The organism is Lamprobacter sp. (genome assembly GCF_034860625.1).
In the GTDB taxonomy this organism is placed as follows: Bacteria; Pseudomonadota; Gammaproteobacteria; order Chromatiales; family Chromatiaceae; genus Lamprobacter.
In genome coordinates this window covers 1-19,284 of the sequence record NZ_JAYESN010000083.1, presented here as the reverse complement: position 1 = coordinate 19,284, position 19,284 = coordinate 1, and the positions used below count along the sequence as shown (strand labels likewise).

Below are 19,284 nucleotides of genomic sequence, written 5' to 3'. Positions count from 1 at the left end.
GCCTGTCCGCACTGCGCTGGCCACGACCTCCTCTGGCTCGAAGATGTCGCGCCGCGCATCACCCAGCAGAGCGAGATCCAGGAGGTCGTCGTCACCCGTGAGGAGCACCGCGCCTATGCCTATTGGTGCGAGGGGTGTGGCGAGATCCACTCTGCCGAGCTCCCCGAGTCAGTGCGCAAGGAAGGGCTGTTCAAGGCGCGCCTGACGGCGTTGGTGGCCTACCTGAAGAACGTCTGCCATGCCTCGTTTTCGACCATCCGCAAGTTCCTCCGTGATGTGGTGGGCGAGACGGTCTCGCGCGGGTATCTGGTGAAGCTCATCACCAAGGTCAGTCGGTCGTTGGAGCGGCCCTACCTCGAACTCCTCAAGCGCATCCCGCTGGAGACGACGCTCAATGTCGATGAGACCGGCCACAAGGACAACGGCGAGCGGTTCTGGACCTGGGTCTTCAAGGCCGAACTCTATGTGCTGTTTCGCATCGACAAGTCCCGTGGCTCGCAGGTGTTGATCGAGGTCTTGGGTGAGGAGTTCGAGGGCACCTTGGGCTGTGATTATTTCTCGGCCTACCGCAAGTTCATGAAGGACGTCGGCATCAGCGTGCCGTTCTGCCTCGCGCATCTGATTCGCGATGTGAAGTTCCTCACGACCTTGCCCGACCTGCCGACCCAACTCTACGGCAAGCGCCTGCTCGACGCGCTCAAGGCCCTGTTTCACGTTATCCATCAGCATGAGACGCGCTCCGAGGAGGCGTTTGGTGAAGCGCTTGAGGCGGCGAAGGCCGAGATCATTCGCATCGGCCGAGAGGCGGCGCCAAGCTTGATCGATGCCCAGGGCAACGAGCGCCGCCGCGAGGCGCAGAACATGGCCGAGCGCTTCCGCCAGCATGCCGAGGCCTATTTCACCTTCATCACCACGCCCGGCATGGAGCCGACCAACAACGTCGCGAGCGATGCAACTGCGAGACGATGACCCGCTCGGTGCCGTTGATGATGAAGCTGCCGGTCTCGGTCATCAGCGGCAGGTCACCCATGTAGACCTCTTGCTCGCGCACGTCCTTGACCACCTTGGCGCCGGCCGGCGCCTCCTTGTCGTAGATCACCAGGCGCAGCAGCACGCGCAGCGGGGCGGCGTAGGTGGCACCGCGCAGGTGACACTCGCGCACATCGAACGCGGGCTCGCCGAGGCGATAGCTGACATACTCGAGATAGGCGTTGCCGGAATAGCTCTCGATAGGCAGCACGGTGCGGAATGCGGCGTGCAAACCGACCTCGTCACGCTCCTTCGGCCCCTTTTCCAACTGCAGGAAGTCGCGATAAGAATCGATCTGGGTCGCCAGCAGGAAGGGCACCTCCATGATCGTCGGCCGCTTGCCGAAGTTCTTGCGGATGCGCTTCTTTTCGGTAAACGAATAGGACTTTGTGGCCGTCGGTCGTAGACGCTTATCCTCCAGTTCGGTCTTTGGCTTCCGTTCCTCGCACTCCACGGATTCTTCATTTTGAGCGTCAGCTTTTTCAGGTGAGGTCTGAACACTCACCGCCAGTGCAGGCAAAGATCCGAGCGCCGCTACCCAAGCATCGATCCCCCAACTTAACAATGACTGATCGATCGCTGTCTCTTCATGGATTTGCTTGATGAACTTTGCCTTCAAGGGTAACGAGGGCACGAAAATGCTCTCGTCAATCAATCGCTCTACGACTCCCTGCTCGACCACGGAAAGCAGTACCCGCATCTCTTTGCGGTGACTACTAAACACATCATTGAAAAGCGCTTCGAGTTTACCCCGGTCTCTTATGATCCCAAGACCATACTGCTGAACCAGTTGAGCCAAAATCTGCTCGAGCATGTCCGTGATGACCATCGACTAACCACTCCGAGCACGGTCTCGCAGCGCCTTGGCGACATTCGCCCCCGTGCGAGCATGCTTCTGCATATCGCCTAAATGGCGCAAGAGTAACGCCCGCACGGCATCCAGTAACAATGGATCGCCATCCACCATGATCGCCTGCTTGTTGTTCGCGATCGGCCACAAGAGCTTGTCTTTGGCGGCCAGCATCGCGTTGCGGTCAGGGACCTCGCAGCTGAAGTGGACCACGGGCGTGGGGCGTTGCTGAACATCCGCTTGGAAGCGCTCGAACTCAGCAATCTGTTGTTTGACCGTATCCGGATCTTCCTTCAGCTTGCGCTTAGCGAAGTGTGCTGCAGCGGTCTCGAGAAGGATTCGCTGTTGCCGCCCGATCTGGTCAGTCTGTGGGTGTGCGGCTGGGATTGCACGAGCCTGCAGCCTGATGGACTGCGCTTCCAAGCGGTCGAGCGCGAGGGCGTCATCGACACTCGCCAGGCGTTTTCGGTCGAGTTGCAGGGCCGCTAAGGGCTGACGCTCCGTCCAGCACCGCTGCACCTCAGCGAACGGTGGCTTGTTGGGCTGCAGCACCAGATCCAGCAGTTGCTCGAAGATGGGATCACCGTAGGTCGCGAAATGCAGCCGTCGTCGGTCGTCTTGGCCAAGGCCGGCCTCGAATAAGGCCCGCGATGTGGTCAAGAGCACCGGCTCATGGAATGCCGGTATCCTCTCCAAGACCAGCGCCTCCCCCTGCCGAAAGGTCTCGATGCGAGATCCAAGCGCATGCAGATAGCCGCCTGACTGAGCGCTCTCTCGCAACACCTGCCAGATGCTCTCGAGGCTCGCGGGCAACGGCTGCGTCCTGACCTCAGCGTCTAACTGTTCGTAGGCTGCCTTCTGCGCTTGGGCTGGAAATTCGGTCAGGCGTTGACGCTCTTGGATCTGTGCCGCATGCGCGTCAGCGCGGCGTAAGAGTTCCTGCTCGTCGATATGCCCCGGCTCGTCCTTGGATTTGGCGAAGTCCTCGAAATCCTCGGGCTGGATCGGTAGCAGCGAGAACTGCAGCTCACCCGACACGGTGAGGGCCTCGCGAAACCGCTTGACCAGCCTTGAGTAGACCACCTCTTCAACGCTGTCCTGATAGAGGTAGTTGTAGACCTGGATCTGCGGGTGGTGCTGACCGATACGGTCGATGCGCCCGATGCGCTGCTCGAGCATCATCGGATTCCAGGGCAGATCGAAATTGATCAGCAGATCGGCGCTCTGCAGGTTCAGTCCCTCGGCGGCGGCGTCGGTGCAGAGCAGGATGTCGATATGCCCAGCGACGAAGCGCTGTTTGATCGCCGTGCGGTCCATCGCCTCTGGCTTGTGCTCTCCGGCGCGGCGTAGGCTGCCGCCGAGGCCGGAGAAGGTGCCGATCGGGCAGCGTGGCAGGCGTTGGCACAGCTCCTGGTGGAGCGCGGTCAGGGTGTCCCCGTAGCGGGTGAAGAGTACCAACTGGCGCACGCGATCCGTGCCCTGACTGCGCCGCTGCTCGATCTGCTCCAGGAGCCGATGCGTCTTGTGCGGCACCTTCGGCAGCTGCTGCATGCGCTGCAGCAACGCCTCGACCGCAGTCTGCTCCCAGGTGAGATCGCTCTCGCTGCGATGCTTCAAGACCAACCCTTCGACCTCGTCCTCGTCCAGTTCCTCCAACGCCTCGCGATCCTCCTCATTGAGGTTGAGCTGCTGCGCCTTGTGCGTCAGGGTCTGCTCGATCTTGATCAGGCGCCGCTCCAGCGAACAGCGCAGGGCATAGAACGACGAGGCAAAGCGCAAGCGCAAAAAGCACAGATAGAAGCCGATGGCGGCACGTTGCTTACCGTCCTCCATGTTCGCGGCCATGCGATCGGCCAGCTCCGCGCAATACTGCTGCAGGTGCTCGTAGATCTCCCGCTCGACGCCCTGGAGCGCGATGATGCAGGGATGCACCTCGCGCCAAGCCAGGTTGGCATTCAGCAGCCCTTCCTGCTGGTAGGCGCGCAACAGCGACCGGCTGTGTCGCAGCATGCTGCGCCCGAGCGGTGCCAACAGGCTCAGCGAGGGTTGCAGCTCGTGCCAACCACCCAGCGGCGACTGGCCACCCTCGACAAAATCCTGCAGCCCCATCTTCCCAAACAGGCTCAAGACATGCTCCTCGACAAACTGCCACTGCTCGGGTGAGGACTTCCGCGCCTCGCGCAGATAGCGTTGCAGCCACTGCGCTTCGTAGGCAGCCACCGGGTCGCCTTGCAGCAGCCGTTCACGCACTCGATAGAACAGCTCGCAGAGATCCTCACTGAACTGCACGGCGCCGGCCGAGGGCATCAGCTTGAGCAGATCAAAGGCCTCCACTCGATTCAGCTGCATCGGCGTCGCGGTTGCGAGTAGCAAGGTGCGTGACTGACGATAGAGGGCATCCCGCAGCTCCTGATAGAGCTTATTGAAGCGTGGCATCTGCGCGTTGTTGTCCGGCGACTGTCGCCGTGCCTTATGCGCCTCATCCACCAGGACCAGATCGGTAGCGGGACACTGCGCGAGCAGCCGACCACCCTTGCGGTTGATGATCAGCCCGGTGGAGATGATCTCCAGCGGTGCATCAAACAGCTTGCCCTTGCCGCTGATCGGCTCACCAAAGCGCAGGTCGATGCGTTCCCAATCACCGCTGCGATTCGTCCGACGCACGAACGGCAGCATGAACTTCTCCGCCATCTCATTGAGCCACTGCGGGGTCAACGAGGCCGGGGCGAAAACGCGGATGCTCTTGGCGCGGCCACTCAGCCAGAGCGCCCGAAACGCCAAACCGGCTTCGATGGTCTTGCCCAGGCCGACCTCATCGCAGAGCAGATGATTGCGCGGATAGGTCTCCAGCAGGCGGCGAGCGACGAAGCGTTGATGCGGCCAGGGCTCGATCGGCGTGGTCTCGAGGGCGACCCGTTCACCGCCCGGCAGCAGGGGCGCTAGGCGGATCATGGCGAAGCGCAGGCACTCGTTGAAGCTCGGTGCGACGACCTCGTCCGGATTGTCCTCGGCGCCGCGGTCGCGCGGCTGCTTGGTCGGCTCTAGCGGCGTGCCGTCGATCTCATGCAGGTTGCCGGCGCTGTTGGCGATCTGGATCAAGCGCTCGCGCACCGCATCCGGCAGGGACAGGGTGCGGATAAAGGCGTGCTTGCCCTGCCACAGCGCCTCGAAGCTCGCGCGTTTGTTGGCAAACAGCTTGCGGTTCCAGTCGATCCAGGATGGCTGGACGGTGATGTTCTCGGCGTTGACCGCCAACGCGGTCTGCGACTCGTTCAGGGAGCCAGAGATGAAGAGCGCATCCCTGCCGTCGCCGAAGATCGCCCACTTCTCGTGCAGATAGCCGTCCTGGGCATAGTCCAGCGGCTGTGGCCTTCCCTGACCCGGCCCAGGCTGGCCATGCACCCGCAAGCCAACGCGCACCTCCAGACAGCCGTGGGCGACCATCCAGGCCAGCAGTTCGACACCTTGGCGCACCTGCGATGGCCACTGCGGCGTCACCTCCAGCGCCGCCAGCATGTCCTCGGCCGCGCGCTGCTGATCACCCTGCAGAATGGCCTCTGCATCCTCAGCGTTGAGTTGCAGGCCAACCACGAAACGCGCCTTGCCACCCTGCTCGACAAAGCGCGAAAACCCCTGCGACGCGGCAGCGAGGGAGGTCGAGGTGAAATAGCCAGCGACCCGGTCGTAGTGCATGGCGCGTGAGAGGGCTGGGATGTAGAAGTCGTGCAGGATATCGACCGGCTGTCCATCCTCGCGGAGGTCTGAGGTGGCGTAACACTGCTCCCAGCGGTAGGCGCGCAGGCTGGATGCAGGAGCCACTGGTTCACCAGCGTTCAACGTGATCCTTCTCCAGCAACCTCGAGCACGGTCGAGATGAGCGCCTCGGAGAGATATAGCTCAGACTCAGCGAGCCGCTGCACAAAGGGCTTCACGGCCTCGATGAGACCCGCTCGTTTGGCGCCGAGCAGAACCCCCAGTGAGCCGATGACTTGGATGTTGTTGATGCGCGCCATGCGCCGCCCACGGCGGTCGTCGATCAACAGATAATCCGCCTGCAACTGGCGATACAACAGCATCGCCTCGGTTTCACCAGGGTCAGAGAAACCATCCAAGAGCATCAGGCGCTGTGGATCGAGCGCGCGGACGCGCCCATCCAGATACAGCCGCAGGCGTTCGGCTTCGGGCTTGTCGCCGACCACGGCCTCGCGATGAACTGCCTCCGGCACGATCACGGTTCCAAAGAGTTGATCGAGCAGAGACAGGGCGTCGCAAGTTGCCAGCGCGACCAGCGCCGAGCAGTCAGCGACCAAAATCACGCATTGGCCTCCGAGAACAGCTGCATCTCGCGTAGAAGTTCATCCCGAGAGGTGTCGATGATCTCGATGCGCTCGGCCTTGCACGCCGCCATAAATCCGTAGATGTCCAGGCTAGCCAATTCCGCCGCCTTGGCCAAGGAGACGCGGCTCTCTTTGAACAGGGCTAGGGCATAGGCAAGGCGCATCTCCTGGGCAATGGCTTGCTCGGATTGCATGCCCACAAAATCATTCGGTAGGTCGATGGCGATTTGCATGCTGTTCTCCGCTCTCACAGATGGACCGCCTGGGGGCGGCTGCGCGCTGCTCGACGCCGAGCGCTAGAGTTCGTAGTCAATCAACAGCGCCTCGCGGCGTAAGTCATCCTCGTCGCACTCGTTGGCCCAGACCTTGAGCAGACCGCGCAGGGCGGCGTTGTCGCGCTTGCCGTGGGTGCTGAGGTAGTTGCGCGCGGCGACGATGCCGCCGTCGCGATAGAGGACGATCAGCCCGCAGAGTAGGTCCCAGAGGGTTTGCGGATGCTCCAGGCGCTGAGCGGCGCGCTCCTCGGGCTTGAACAGGCGCAGCTTGTTGCCACGGATGGCGAGTGGCGCGGCGCGCTCGCTGTCGCCGGCACTGGCGTAGGCCACCAGGTCATCGCTGACGCGATAGTTGCCGTTGCGCTGCTGCAAGTGGAAGTTCAATGAGCGGCTCATCTGCAAGGCATCATCGAAGGCGAACTCGCCGAGCCCGTTGATACCAAGCGCGATCACCGCCAATCGCGATTCGGCGTCGAGATCATCGACGGTGACCAAGCCGCCGGAGAGCCGGCTGACCTCCTCCTCGGCCACCACGCGCGCGGCCTCTTGCATCGCCCGGGTGGGCGGAACCTCCTCGTCGCCATCCTGCACGGGCCAATGCTCCGAATAGACCCGCAGCGCTCGACCCCAGGAGGCGATCATGCGGTCGACCGGATTCAGCTTCAGCACCTCGAACTCAGCCAGACACTCGCGTACCGCAGATTCGAGCTTGCTGCGCACCTCATACGCCCAACCCGATGGTGAACGATTGGAACGATCAGCTGGTCGGCAAGCGATGAAGATCGTCGACGCGGCAGAGGCCATGTTCATCTGATGCGTTGAATAGCCACCCTCCGATTCCACGGGCATGCACGCGCTGATATCCCAACCTGCCTCGATCAACGCGTTGGTCAGGGTCTCCCAGGCGTCGGCGCTCTTGTGGGTGAACATCAGGGTCATGATGCCCTCGGGCTTGAGCACGCGCCGAGACTCGGCAAAGATGCCCTGCATCAGCTCTTCGTAGCGTGCTTTAGCGCCCTTCGCTGAACCATCCCGCGCTGGATTGGCGACCGCTTCGTTCTGCTTATCGGTGACCTCATCATCGAACCAGCCAGGATACAGATCGCTGAGCGTGCGCTTCTGCCAGACATAGTAGAAGTCCGACAGCTCGCTGTACTGGACGTTGTCGTAATAGGGTGGGTCCATGACCACGGCATCGACACTTTGCGGCGCGATCCCATCCAACGCGGTTGCTGGCCCGAGCGTCTGGATCAATGCGTCAGATGCTAGACCTTGCCGATGACGTTCTTGTAGGAGTTCAGCAATGCCTTGATAGGCGTCCAGCACTTGTGACATGCCCCAACGGAAGCCAGACGAAGGGCCTGAGAACACCATTTCGCCAAAAGTCCATTTCAGCGAAAAGTCGTGGCGTCCAAATCCGCCTTTAATAACACCGGTTGTATACTCCCAACGTGTCTGGCGACTATTGTAATCAGTACATTTATCGATCATGAACTGAAGGTATTGACCAGTTAACAATTATCCGGACACATTCATTGCGCGTACTGAGTATACGGGAGCTTGAAGTACGACTTGATCAGCTCGGTTTCTTCTTTCAGCGACTGCAGTGCTGATTGCACAGAGCGCTTCAATTCATCTTTCGTTTTAATTGCTTGTCGGCCGACACGCTGATTCTTTACGGTGTTCCAGACTTGCTCATCGGGATTTAGCTCCGGCGAATATGTCGGGAGGAAGTACACGCGAATTTGATGGCGATGTGCACGCACAAATTGGCGCGTCTTTTTGGAATGATGGAACGGTGCTTTATCGACAATGATGATCAACGGATTATCGTGATTGGCAATCAGTTTTTCCAAAAAGGCGATGTACCGTTCGGAGTCGATCTTTGCGTCTTCAACCGAGAACTCCATCGCACCAGCGGCCGTCACGCTCGACAACAGGTTCAAGCCACTGCGTTGCTCGCTGCCTCGCACCTGGGGGGTTGTCCCAACCGCGCCCCATGTCTTGCCCGCATGGGTGCGCAAGCCGATGCCGGCTTCATCTTCAAACGCAATGTCAGCCTGAAGCTTCTCTGCGAGGCGTTGAATGCGCGGAAAGGTGTCGCTGAGAAAGCGCTCAACGGCCTTAGGTTTCTGCTCTGCAGCGCGAAACCAGGGTGTTTGATAACTCAGCCCCAGCTGCTTGAGATGCTGGCTGACCGTGGTGCCCGCCACCTGGATGTCAAAGTGGGTCTCTAGCAGCTCGGCAAGGATGTCGCGCGTCCACAAGGCCGTCTCATAGCCAAAATCCTGCGGTGTCTTGTCCAGCACGGTGCGTCGCAGCCAGGCATCGATCGGGGGCGTGATGATCGGCGGGGCGCCCGGCGAGGAGCCAGTCTCGAGTGCATCCCATCCGCCCTCACGGTAACGCTTGACCCAGTCAAACACCGAGGAGCGACTGATGCCGAGCACGTCCGCAACCAGGTCTGTACTGTAGTCTTTCTGCTCGATCGCCCGGATCGCGAGTTTGCGCAGATAGCTCATCGTCTCATCCGGAATCTTGCGGGCATCATTCATCCACTCGTTGGCCATGGTACCCTCCGCATGTTGGTCTGATCGCCTACTTTAAATTATAGACCAGATGCGTTAGTTGTCTGGATTAGAAATGGCTGGACAATAAGTCACAACAGCACGCCCTTTGTCTTCACCAAGCTCAGCGATGATCTTAGGCTTGGCATCATGCAAGGCTTCCATGACGGTCAAATGGCCGAGTAACTGCCGAGGCGTGAAGAGGTCGGCCCAGGTTGGCATGCCATAGGTCACGGGCCGCATGTCGTTCCCGAGCGGGAAGGGTTCGTTGGGTATCAATCCCTTCATCTCGAACTCGAACCGCCGCGCCTCCAGCTCGGCGTCCGCCGCCTCAATCGCTCGAAGATCGGTCTCGTTGGGCGCGCGGAAATAGCGCACCTTGGTGGTCTTGATCTCACCCTTGCGCGCCCCGCTGGCGAAGCGTTCGATCTCGCCATGCTCGTCGAGCTTAGGCTCTATCCGGATACCTACGACGCAATAGAGCACATCCCGCCAGCGTCCATGCTCAGATTCACCGCGTGCCTGGCGTTTTATCTCATCGCCTGAGATCGCCTGATGGCAATGTACGCACTGACCAACGCCACGGTTAACGGTACCAGCATCAATTGCCGCCGTATCAGTAGTTTTTCCTGCAGCACTCAATGCGTAAGGTTCAAAACAAACGGTTTTATCGGCCTGTGGTTGCAAAGATATGGCCCATTGTTCACCTTTCTTTGCCAGCCAGAAAGCGTTGAGCAGCGGCGCATCGCCACCGCAGTGTGGACAGGTGACCTGACGGCAGAAGAGCAACCCCATGTGATCGTGCTCGGTGGCGTACTCCGCGACGAGTTCAGTGCGACGTCGCAGATGCTGCTCGAGTTTGGCTCGTTGGTCTTGAGGAATGGGGCTGAACGGCGTGAAGGGCGCCATTGTTGCCTCAACGGTTTCGCAGAGCACATCCCCCCATCGGACGATGTCGTCGAGTAGCTCTATGCCAAAGCGCGCAGGATAGTCGAGTGTCGCTTTGAGGATGACACTGGCAACGGGATTCAGCTCGTTGGCAATGACCTGATGCCCAAGGCGCAGCGCCTCAAACGGAATCGAGCCACCACCAGCAGTCGGATCAAGGACGACCTTGCGCTCTGTTACAGGCAGTAGTGCAGTTGGCGTCGCGAAGGCTCGCGAGTAGCCATAAGAGTCTTCATCATCCCAACGCAGCGCTGCACCCAGTAGGGTCTTGATATCATCCCGCTTCGCAAATGCGATCTTTTCCTTTACTCCAGCAGGATCAGCCGTTGCCTTCACCACTTGGATGACGTTGCCAGGCTCGAGAGGAATGCTCGGCAGTTCTTGAACCTCAGCCTTCCAGGCTTTTACCACTGGATCATCGGCATAGTTGGGTCCAGCCGCTTCGAGCTTGGCGATCATGGAGCGGCATTTCTCCCGCCGGTCGCGCTCGTTCTCAATAGCGGAAAGCACTGTTTGATCGATAGGCAGCAGCCAGAGATGGGCGTCGCTGTCGTCTCGAACGAGGCGTTTGGTGATGGTTTCGTTGGTCAGCGTCCAGCGTTTATCACCGAGCAGCGCCTGCCAGCGGACGATGCCAAGACTGCGGACGAAGGCTTGCGGATTAGCATCCGCCGGCAGCAGCGACGCCAAGATCGCCGCCCGGCTCGGTGTCAGCGGTCTGCGTGCCCACCAGACGTGAAGCCTTGCCGTAGGTGGTTGCTTTCCTGTGTCACGCTCTCGACCGGTCTCCGCCCCCACCTGATGACAAGGAAAACCGGCTTCGATCAGGCGTAGGTCAGTTGGGTCCATGCGGGAGATGCTCCTCGATAGTCATGGTGTGGTCTCGTCGTGCTACTCGCTGACAAGCTCCATCAACTCCTTGGTGATCTTCGGATGGAGTGTCTTGCCGGCATGAAAAGGCACCACAAAGCGCTCAGAACCCTTCTGATAGATTCTGTGGCTGCCTTTGCTCCTGATCTGCTGAAATCCTGCCGAGAGCAGCAGCCTTTCTGCCTGCTCCGCCGTCAATCTCGGCAGCTTAGGCAACGCTGACCTCGACGGCGGTGGTCAGAATCTCTTGGCTCAAACAGCCGATTCGCTCGTCAATCGAGAGTGTTTCCAAATACAGCTCGATGGCTTCCTTGATGTTGGCAAGCACCTCATCCAGCGAGTCCCCTTGCGAGTGGCAGCCTTTCATTTCCGGGCAAAAGGCGTAATACCCCTCTTCGTCTTTCTCAATAATGACGCTTGCTTTCATCAAGATGTCCTCGGTTGAGGTTGACAGTTGATGGCCTATATTCTTGCCGACTCGCCTTTCATCGGTGGTGCTGAGCCGAGTGGGGATGTCACGGCCATCCCTACCCGCGCGCCCGCATGCGCTCCAAGACACGCGGCAAGCGCTTGTCACCCGAGTCGCCGCAGAGCATCAGTCGCAGACCACTGATTGCCCAACTGCGCAGCGCGGGGTCTGCCGTGGTGACATTGGCCAGCCAGTACACCGCCTCCTCGCGCGAGAGCATGGCGATGCGCCGCCCGATCAGCTCGATGCGGTCGACATCCTTGACCTTGCTCTGCAGCCGGAAGAACAAGGCCAGCCGCGCACCGGCGGCCTCATCAAGCGGCAGATTGCGATCGATGTCTTGGAGTCCTTGCGCCGAGAGGTAGCGCTCGAGTCCGAGCGGAATGCCTTGGTCATCCTTGACCGTTTCAAGGATGCGCTTGAGCACGGGCAGACAGGCGCGCACGCCCTCGCCATGCAGGCTGCCGCGCTCCAGGTGTTTGGCGCGCGGATTGGTCAATCCTTCGATGTCGTCGCGATCCTCGGGGGCGATGCGTTCCTTAATGATCAGCAGCGGCGGCGGTAGGTCGCTGCGGCGCGTGATGCGCAGCAGATAGGGCGCACGTTTAGCTTGCTTGGCCAGTTGCGCGTCGTCCTGGGCGGTGCTGGCACGCGGGGTGCGCGAGGAGGCCCGAGCAGAGGTCGGCATGAAACAGGATTATCCTTTGAGTTGCTGGAGAAAGCCGAGGAACTTGCAGTTGGGGTCGGGCTCGCCGATGGTCAGGCGGACCTCGCTGTTGGCCTCAAACCGCAACCGGTTGTTCAGGGCTGCGAACAGGGCACGATTCTCGACCAGAGCGCCCACCGTCGTTGAACTCATCCCCAGCTGAAAGCGCGCCTTATCCTGAAGCTGAGCGGCGATGTTCAGCATCACGACCTGCGTCTTCGATTGGCTGAGCGCGGTGCCGGCGAGCAGATTGAGCAGCTGCTTGATCTTGTCCTTGTCGCGCAGGGAAAACTGCTGCTGCTGGACCTTGGGCTGGCTGATCCAGCCGCGCGCCTGGGCCTCATGGTAGGGCATGACGATGCCGGAGGTGAGCGCGTCGAGCGGCAGATTGTCGCCCGTCTGCGCCTGCTCAGGGTCAGGGTGGCCAGCGTCGTCGAATGACTCCGTGGGGAAGACCACCAGTTTGCGCTGCGCCAGGAGGTTGGTGAGTTGTTGGCTGAGCACATTGGGATCGACCTTGTCGTGATCCTGCTCGACGGTCTGAGCAAGGTGCTGCAGGTCGATTTGGGTGCCGCTCTCGATGGTTTGCTCCAGCCAACCGGCGACGACGTCTGGCCGACGCTCGATGTCCTCCAGCCACCCCAGTTGCTTGGCATGCTCCTTGGTGCAGATGATCCAATGGGTGGCTTCGGCCAATGGCTCAGCGGTGAGCGGTGGTGGACTGTCCTTGTGATAGAGCGCCGCGGGTTTGTGCGCCTTAGGCTCGGGCATGTGCCCCAGACACCAGGCGCCGCGCTTGCTGCCTTCCACCAGGATCTGGGTGAGCAGATCGGGGCGCTGCAGGATCGGCCAGTGGCGGCGGGTGGCGAAATGCGTGACCAGGTTGCTGACGCTGACCTGCGGATACTGGTCGAAGAACAGCTTGCCGAGCAGGGTTTGGGTCTCGGCGGTGGGTGCGCGTTCTTCGGTGATCAGCTCACCCTCGTCGGCGAGCTGTTTGAGGATGGCCGCTTCCAGGTGTAGCCCGCCGGAACCGCCGCCGGTGGGACCAGCGCCGCCTTTGCCAAGGTCGCGCGTGGCCACACGGCCCTGATCCCGACTGGGAAACAGCAGGTAGCGGTAGGATTCATCAATGGCTGTGCGCAGATCGGCGGGGCTCTTGGACGCGCGCTCCTTGAACTCGGCCTTCTGCAACTGGTCGTGGCTCACGCCCCAGTTCTCGGGACTGGCCTTGAGGCGCTCCACCGCGATCGCCTTGCGTGCGAGCGCGAGGATGTTTTGCCGTGTGCGGCGTTCCTGTTGGGTGCGGCTCTCGCTCCAGACCGCGCCTTGGAGATGCACGACGCTGGGCGCCAGTAGAAAGACCTGGTTCTGATACTCGCGGATCGCCGTGCCACGGTGTTCGATGAAGCGTGAAGGATCAAGCTCCGCCGCCTCGAAGCTGATGATCCCGAGCTGTGGTCTGGGGGATTTGTCCGGGATCGCCTCACCGTCACGGATGTTGACGACGACATCAAAGACGGCCGACTGCTTGACCAGCTCACGCACCACCTGTTCGATCCGCGTCATGGCGTCGTCTTCGGAGACGCTGCCCTCGATGCGACGCAGGATGTTGTTCAGCGTCGGCACGGTGTCGGCGTACAGGCGCCCGTTGCGGTTGCGTAGGTAGTTGGCCTCGACCTCGATCTGTTCCAGGGCGGAATGGACGGTGGCGGGCTTGATCACGGGCGAGGCCATCTCATAGACCGCTGAGGCCATGTCGATGCCAAACCTCTCATCCTGCAGGCCGCCGCTGCGCCCAATCAGGCTATGCAGGAACACCACCCGCCACGCCCATTCATGCACCGGATAACCATCGGGATGAGGATTGCCATGATCCAGCTCGCCGGCGACGCTGAGGCTGGTGGCGGCGGTGCCGGACACCTTGCTGATGTCGGAGTCGAGCACGGCTTGCAGGTCGGTGTTGCCGGTCTTGCCCAGCAGTTCGCTGCGGATGGTGCTGTCAGACAGATCAAGATGGCCGGTCTGGATCAACGGGATCGGTAACTTAGCCTCCCAGATGCGCCGCACCGCGCGGGCCAGGGTGCGCAGCAGCCCACGGGTACTCTGAAAGGTCTCGACTTGGGCCAGTTCTTCTGACAGGAACTCGATCAGCTTTGGGTGAAAGGGGTAATGCGCGACCAGCTCGTCATGCCGTTTGGGATTATTGGCTTCGGCGGGGAGATCGGTGCCGGCCTGGCGATAGGTCTCGATAAAGGCGTCGGCGATCTGTGTCGCGACGGACTGGTCGACGCTGGCGAACAGGCGCTTCGCCATGATCCGCGAGAGATCGCCCTCCTGTACCGGCGTCGTCGCGCTGGCGGTGCGATTGACCACATCCAGCATCTCGGACTGCGCCTCGGAGACGATCGCCTCGGCTTGACCCTGGCTCATGCCGTGGGTGCTCTTGAGCTGCCGGATCAGCTTATTGAAGTCGCCAAAGGCATTGCTGGCCGAGGCCAGGCTGAGGACGACGGCGATGTTCGGGCGTGACTCGGTGTAGGTGGAGAGCGACATCAGGAAGGCGGCGGCTTGCTGAGCGCCCAGCCCTGGGAAGGCCGCCTCCATGCGCGAGAGATACTGCGCGATCTCGTCGATGAGGATCAGGGTCGACTGTTCACCGAACAGACTGTCGAAGAACGCCTCCGAGCCGGGCGCTGAGGCATCCTCAAGGCGGGCCTGAATCGGCGCCTGCTGCTCCGCCTTGAGGAGTTGCTGTCCGAGTAACCACCAGAGGGTATTCGGCTTGGGTTGGCCGCCGTCGACGCCTTCACGCAAGGTATCCACGGTATCCCCGATCACCCCGACGACCCGGATCGCGCTCGGTGACGCCAGCCGTTCGGCGGCAACGATCCCATCCAGATACGGTATCAGCGCCTGGCCCTGCTTGGCGGCATGGGTCAGCGCGATCAGCGTGTGGGTCTTACCGCCGCCAAAGGCCTCATCCAGCCGCTGGATCGCCGGCCGTGACAGATCGCCCTGATTGAGCCTGCCTAGAACGTTATCGAGGATGCTGCACAGGCCTTGCGTGGGATAGGTCGCGTCGCGGAAGAAGGCGACGGGGTCGGAGTACAGCGAGTCCGCGCCTTCGCGCGCCTGACCTTTCGCGTAATCGGTGAGCACGCGGCTCAGCCTGGCGGTGAAGATCTCGGGGTTGAAGGTGCCAGCGAGGATCTCCGGGCGGGGTTGGCAGGTTGATAGAACGTCTTGCATGTCAGCTCCCTGCGGTTCTGTCTGTCTTTGCTGCGGCGTTGGGTGGACGACAGGTTCGTTGTGCGAAGCTCATCCGGCGATGTTGTCCGCTAAGCAGATTGACTGGACTGATTGATGAAGAGCGCCTAGCAGCGAAACGCACGTCGATGAGGTGGGCAAAAAGCCCCAAGTGATGTGCCACAGCAGGGACAAGAAGGCCGTGTAACTTGGCCTGGCAAGACTCAGACAACAAACCAGACTCCCGTTCCTTTCAAACATTCCTTTCACTGTGACAGCGTTTGCGGTGACGCTAAACACCCGCCACCGGGCGACAGAGGATGGCGGTCATCCGGCGCCAGACAGCACTGTGAAACGTATCACACTACTCTAGCTGATTTTCCCTGAGGCGTATGAGCATGAGGTCATTACTAAGATAAAGAGGAGCACCCGTTGGTCCATACCCGGTGGGGGGACCCCGGCACGGTTGGCTATGTTGACAGAAACCCTTGGGTACGGCGGCCGCATCGGTCGCCGCACGTCCCACCTACCAGCCCTTTTAAGGTGACGAAATTCACCTGACTGCAAGCCCCTGATTCTTCGTCAAGGTGCTTGCGACGGATCGCGTGGTTCGGTGACCGGCAGATTCACATGGAATCGTAAGTCGCTGATTTTAAATGTTGCTTTTATGCACCTTAAAAGGGCTGGTCCCACCTACCCATGAGGGCTATACAGAATGCACGAGCCAACACACACCACCACCACGCCGGACCCTGACCGGGAGGCCAAGCGTGAGCGTCGCAAGGCGGGCTATGCCAACGCCGACATCGCCATCGGCCTGTACACAAACCTGTTCTTTGTCAAGGAAATCTTCAGTCGTCATGCACTTGACACTAAGCCCCTAGACACTAACCGCGACGCAAAAGCGATCCTCGAGGAGGAGCATTGGCCGAATCGCACGTTGTTGATCGATGCCGTCGAGTCATGCCTGCGCTATCGGCTCGCTCGGGACATGGCCGAGCGCTTCAAGGCCCTGAAGCCGGAACAACCCGATCAGCTGGAACTCTGGGAGCAGCTCACTCACGCGGTTTCTGATGTTTTCGAGGCGCACACTGAGTCCCGCAGCCAGGACGCATATCTGGACAAGTGGAATCACCTTTTGAATCCCAGTTTCGCTGACCAACTCAAAGCGGATTAGGCGCCAAGTGCGGCGGGCGAGCCAGGGAGGGCTCATCCGGTATCTGCTGACCGGCACCTGTCATAAGCCGGAGCCACGCCAACGGTTCCGTTTCAGCCGAGGCCATTCAGTGCTTGTCCGTTACGACGTAACGGGCTAAATTGGTGAGGGTATCAAGAACAGAGGGAGTCGACCGATGGCGCTAACGAATGCCGAGCGACAACGCCACTACCGCCGCCGGGCGTTCGGGGCCGACGGGACGCTGACCCGTCTCACCACGCCTCTGAGTACCGAGGCCGCCGCTGCGCTGAACAGGCTTGCTCACGGTTACGGTCGCACGAAGCGCCACGCCGTCGAGAAAGCGTTGATGCTCACCGATGCCGCCATCATCAACCGGCTGCCAGAGCCCGACAAGCGTGCCTATCAGACAGGGACCCTCGCCAAGGGTGCTTTGCAGGATGCGTTACGCCGTCACGAACCCGCCCCGAAGAATCAGCAGGAACGGGCCAGCAATCCCGAGCATCAGCGCCTGTTCACGATCCCAGCGCCGTTATGCAGTAACGAGGGGGCACTCACTGTGCCTGAGCTGCCAGCACAGCAGGCCATCACCGGCGATCCAGAGATCGACGCCTGCTTGTGGCTCGCCCAAGTCTGCAAGACGGCCCGCCACCCCGGTGTGCTCGACAAGGTGCTCGTCGCCGCGCAGAGGATCACCACACCGGCCAAGGAGATCGAGCAGCGCTACGTCGATTGGCTCAAGCAGCAGCCGGGCGTACACCCGATGCGAGTGATCTTTGCAAGTTTCGACATGGCCAACATCGAAGAGAAGGTCGCCAAGGCTCGGGAGCGCATCGTTGTCTATAACGAGGGTGCGGCGATCTTCGGCTCCTACCAACAAGCACTGATGCCGACTCCACCTGAGCAAATGATCGAGCGTACCGTCGGCGAGCTGCCCGGCGGGGACGATGACCTCCTCTACCGCTGGACACAGGAGCAACGTGCTGAGCTGTTCGCTCGATCGGTGAATCCAACCACGCTGACCGAGGTCGCCGCCGAGCTGCACTATTGGCGCTGGCTGCACGACATCCGCTGGAAGCTGCAGCAGACCGAGGCCCCAGACGAGGATTCTCCAGACGACCCCCCTGAGATCAGCGCCCGCCGTGACTGGGTTGAGGGCCTTCTGTGCGAACTGCCCCCTCAATCCCCCGCTGAAGCCCTACAGATCGGTGAAGCCGTCCGCCACGGGCTTGTGGAGACTGGCAGCGTGGATGATTGGAAAACCCAGGCAGCTATCCTGGAACACTTACTCCGGCAAGCCGTGGAGCAATGCTAATGGACACCTCGCCCATTCGGCAGAAAACCCCATGCAGATCATGGAGAATCAACAGTTTTCCACCAGTACAGCGGGGACAACACCCATGAGGCACACACAGGTTTCCTACCGAGGCGAGACTAAGCCCCTTGAGGCGTGGGCCAAAGCACTTGGCCTGGACTTTCACGCCCTGCACATGCGTTGGCACCGAGGTCGGCGGACTCCCGAGACGCTATTAGCACCGATCCGGCCACCATCACGGCCACCGCAGCGGCGTCCCTCTTGATAAGCGGGGGTAGCTTGAAAAGACGGTGCTGAATGACGCTCGGCATCGTCGGTTCCGTTCCGCAAATATCGTCAGTGGTTGATGCAACGACTGGGCAGTTCATCCCGATGCACTGACGACTTCACGCCCAAGGATGGGCAGGCCCCCACCCGCCATTGATCCCACGGTCTGACTGCGCTCACTCGGATTTACGCACCTGGGGTACCTGTCATACCGGGGCATGCCTGCAGAAGACGCGCATCAGTAGCGCTTACCCACGCGAGATCATCGCCACTGCCTTCGCGAAACTCATCGCCCAGCGGCCCTTTGTTCGCCAGCCCGCTGTGGACCTGGTGAATTGCCGGGTCTACGCGAAAATTGAAGAAATTCTTTGGAGAGCCTAAGAGAGCTGCTTAGCCACCGAGCAACGGCAACCAGACGGCAACCAGACAGCGGAGATAAAAAAACGGGCTAGCCCCAAATGAAGCTAACCCGTTGTTTCTATTGGCTCCCCGAGCAAGACTCGAACTTGCGACCCACTGATTAACAGTCAGTTGCTCTACCGGCTGAGCTATCGGGGATTTGCTGAGCAGCATATTTTGTCGATCTTTCGTGATCGCGTCAAGAGCAAAATGAGACATTTGCGCTGTAGCGGGCCGATGCGGTAGGCCACACTTGGCCAGTGACGACATCGAACGCAGCGATCAGGGTGAGCGTGCCATGGCGGATGTATTCAAACTCGTCGCGTTCGACCAGACCGGGGCGCATCGGCAAGGTCGCCGCTGCACGCTCGATCGCCTGCACGCCGGTCATCTCGTCGATGCTGTGCGTCTCGATCCCCGCAGCAGCGCGCTCAGGGGCCAGCCGATCGGTCTCGCAGACATCCTGGCATTTCTCATCGAACTGCGCATCGCGCGGCGTATTGATCCAACCCCGGGTGCGGTGTGGCTTGAGGTCGGCCTCGCGCAGGAAGCGCCCGATGGAGTCCGGCGAGATAGACGCCACGATGCCGCGCGCGACGGCCTCGGCCGCCAAGTCCGGGTGGGTCCAGTGCGAGCGTTCCCGTTCACCGCGCTTGAGCGGTTCGCAGGCGAGGGCCAGAATCGAGCAGATCTGCTCCGGGGTGAAGGTCGGCGGGGTGCCTGGGCGAGGGGCATCGACTAGGCGTTCAAGGGCCGACTCTGTTGCCGCGGCACGCGACCACCGGCGACGCCAGCGCTGCACCGTCGCCCGGCCCATGCCGAGGTGCTC

At 60.9% G+C, this 19,284-nt stretch carries 13 protein-coding genes, 1 tRNA gene and 2 pseudogenes; 3 read left to right on the top strand and 13 right to left on the bottom strand.

Annotated elements, in window-relative coordinates:
- Positions 1-954: pseudogene (gene tnpC, locus VBE63_RS18125) on the top strand (IS66 family transposase); the annotation flags it as partial.
- Here the strand turns inward: tnpC and rpoB are convergent.
- The 11 genes and pseudogenes from rpoB to VBE63_RS18070 all read right to left on the bottom strand — a co-directional run.
- A pseudogene (rpoB, locus tag VBE63_RS18120) lies at positions 944-1,450 on the bottom strand (DNA-directed RNA polymerase subunit beta); the annotation flags it as partial. The pseudogenes tnpC and rpoB overlap by 11 nt on opposite strands.
- 411 nt (positions 1,451-1,861) lie before the next feature.
- Positions 1,862-5,716 (bottom strand): helicase-related protein, encoded by a 3,855-nt coding sequence (locus tag VBE63_RS18115; protein WP_323684421.1) that lies wholly within the window; start codon positions 5,714-5,716, stop codon positions 1,862-1,864.
- Positions 5,713-6,195 (bottom strand): DUF3368 domain-containing protein, encoded by a 483-nt coding sequence (locus tag VBE63_RS18110; protein WP_323684420.1) that lies wholly within the window; start codon positions 6,193-6,195, stop codon positions 5,713-5,715. The genes VBE63_RS18115 and VBE63_RS18110 overlap by 4 nt, the downstream gene beginning before the upstream one ends.
- Positions 6,192-6,449 (bottom strand): UPF0175 family protein, encoded by a 258-nt coding sequence (locus VBE63_RS18105; protein WP_323684419.1) that lies wholly within the window; start codon positions 6,447-6,449, stop codon positions 6,192-6,194. The genes VBE63_RS18110 and VBE63_RS18105 overlap by 4 nt, the downstream gene beginning before the upstream one ends.
- 63 nt (positions 6,450-6,512) lie before the next feature.
- Positions 6,513-7,826 (bottom strand): hypothetical protein, encoded by a 1,314-nt coding sequence (locus tag VBE63_RS18100; RefSeq protein ID WP_323684418.1) that lies wholly within the window; start codon positions 7,824-7,826, stop codon positions 6,513-6,515.
- 197 nt (positions 7,827-8,023) lie between these two features.
- The gene (locus VBE63_RS18095) at positions 8,024-9,061 is read right to left on the bottom strand and encodes an IS630 family transposase (protein ID WP_323684417.1); all 1,038 of its coding nucleotides are present in this window, start codon (positions 9,059-9,061) and stop codon (positions 8,024-8,026) included.
- Between the two features lie 54 nt (positions 9,062-9,115).
- The gene (locus VBE63_RS18090; protein ID WP_323684416.1) at positions 9,116-10,855 is read right to left on the bottom strand and encodes a DUF1156 domain-containing protein; all 1,740 of its coding nucleotides are present in this window, start codon (positions 10,853-10,855) and stop codon (positions 9,116-9,118) included.
- A gap of 42 nt (positions 10,856-10,897) precedes the next feature.
- Positions 10,898-11,074 carry a type II toxin-antitoxin system HicA family toxin gene (locus tag VBE63_RS18085; protein ID WP_323684415.1) on the bottom strand — a complete coding sequence of 59 codons (177 nt, stop codon included), beginning with the start codon at positions 11,072-11,074 and terminating at the stop codon, positions 10,898-10,900.
- Positions 11,075-11,084: 10 nt separating this feature from the next.
- Positions 11,085-11,303, bottom strand: coding sequence for a type II toxin-antitoxin system HicB family antitoxin (locus VBE63_RS18080; RefSeq protein WP_323684414.1), 219 nt, complete (start codon positions 11,301-11,303; stop codon positions 11,085-11,087).
- A gap of 100 nt (positions 11,304-11,403) precedes the next feature.
- Positions 11,404-12,033: a hypothetical protein gene (locus VBE63_RS18075; RefSeq protein WP_323684413.1), complete on the bottom strand. Its 630-nt coding sequence runs from the start codon at positions 12,031-12,033 to the stop codon at positions 11,404-11,406.
- Between the two features lie 9 nt (positions 12,034-12,042).
- Positions 12,043-15,303, bottom strand: coding sequence for a DUF499 domain-containing protein (locus VBE63_RS18070; protein ID WP_323684412.1), 3,261 nt, complete (start codon positions 15,301-15,303; stop codon positions 12,043-12,045).
- A 712-nt stretch (positions 15,304-16,015) separates the two neighbouring features.
- Here VBE63_RS18070 and VBE63_RS18065 point away from each other — a divergent pair.
- Complete coding sequence (locus VBE63_RS18065; RefSeq protein WP_323684411.1) at positions 16,016-16,477, top strand: hypothetical protein; 462 nt, start codon at positions 16,016-16,018, stop codon at positions 16,475-16,477.
- 175 nt (positions 16,478-16,652) lie between these two features.
- Positions 16,653-17,789, top strand: coding sequence for a hypothetical protein (locus VBE63_RS18060; RefSeq protein ID WP_323684410.1), 1,137 nt, complete (start codon positions 16,653-16,655; stop codon positions 17,787-17,789).
- Positions 17,790-18,538: 749 nt separating this feature from the next.
- Here VBE63_RS18060 and VBE63_RS18055 read toward each other — a convergent pair.
- Both VBE63_RS18055 and VBE63_RS18050 read right to left on the bottom strand, forming a co-directional pair.
- Positions 18,539-18,614, bottom strand: a tRNA-Asn gene (locus VBE63_RS18055).
- A 40-nt stretch (positions 18,615-18,654) separates the two neighbouring features.
- Positions 18,655-19,284: helix-turn-helix domain-containing protein (locus VBE63_RS18050; RefSeq protein WP_323684409.1), on the bottom strand; the 630-nt coding region annotated here is incomplete at its 5' end.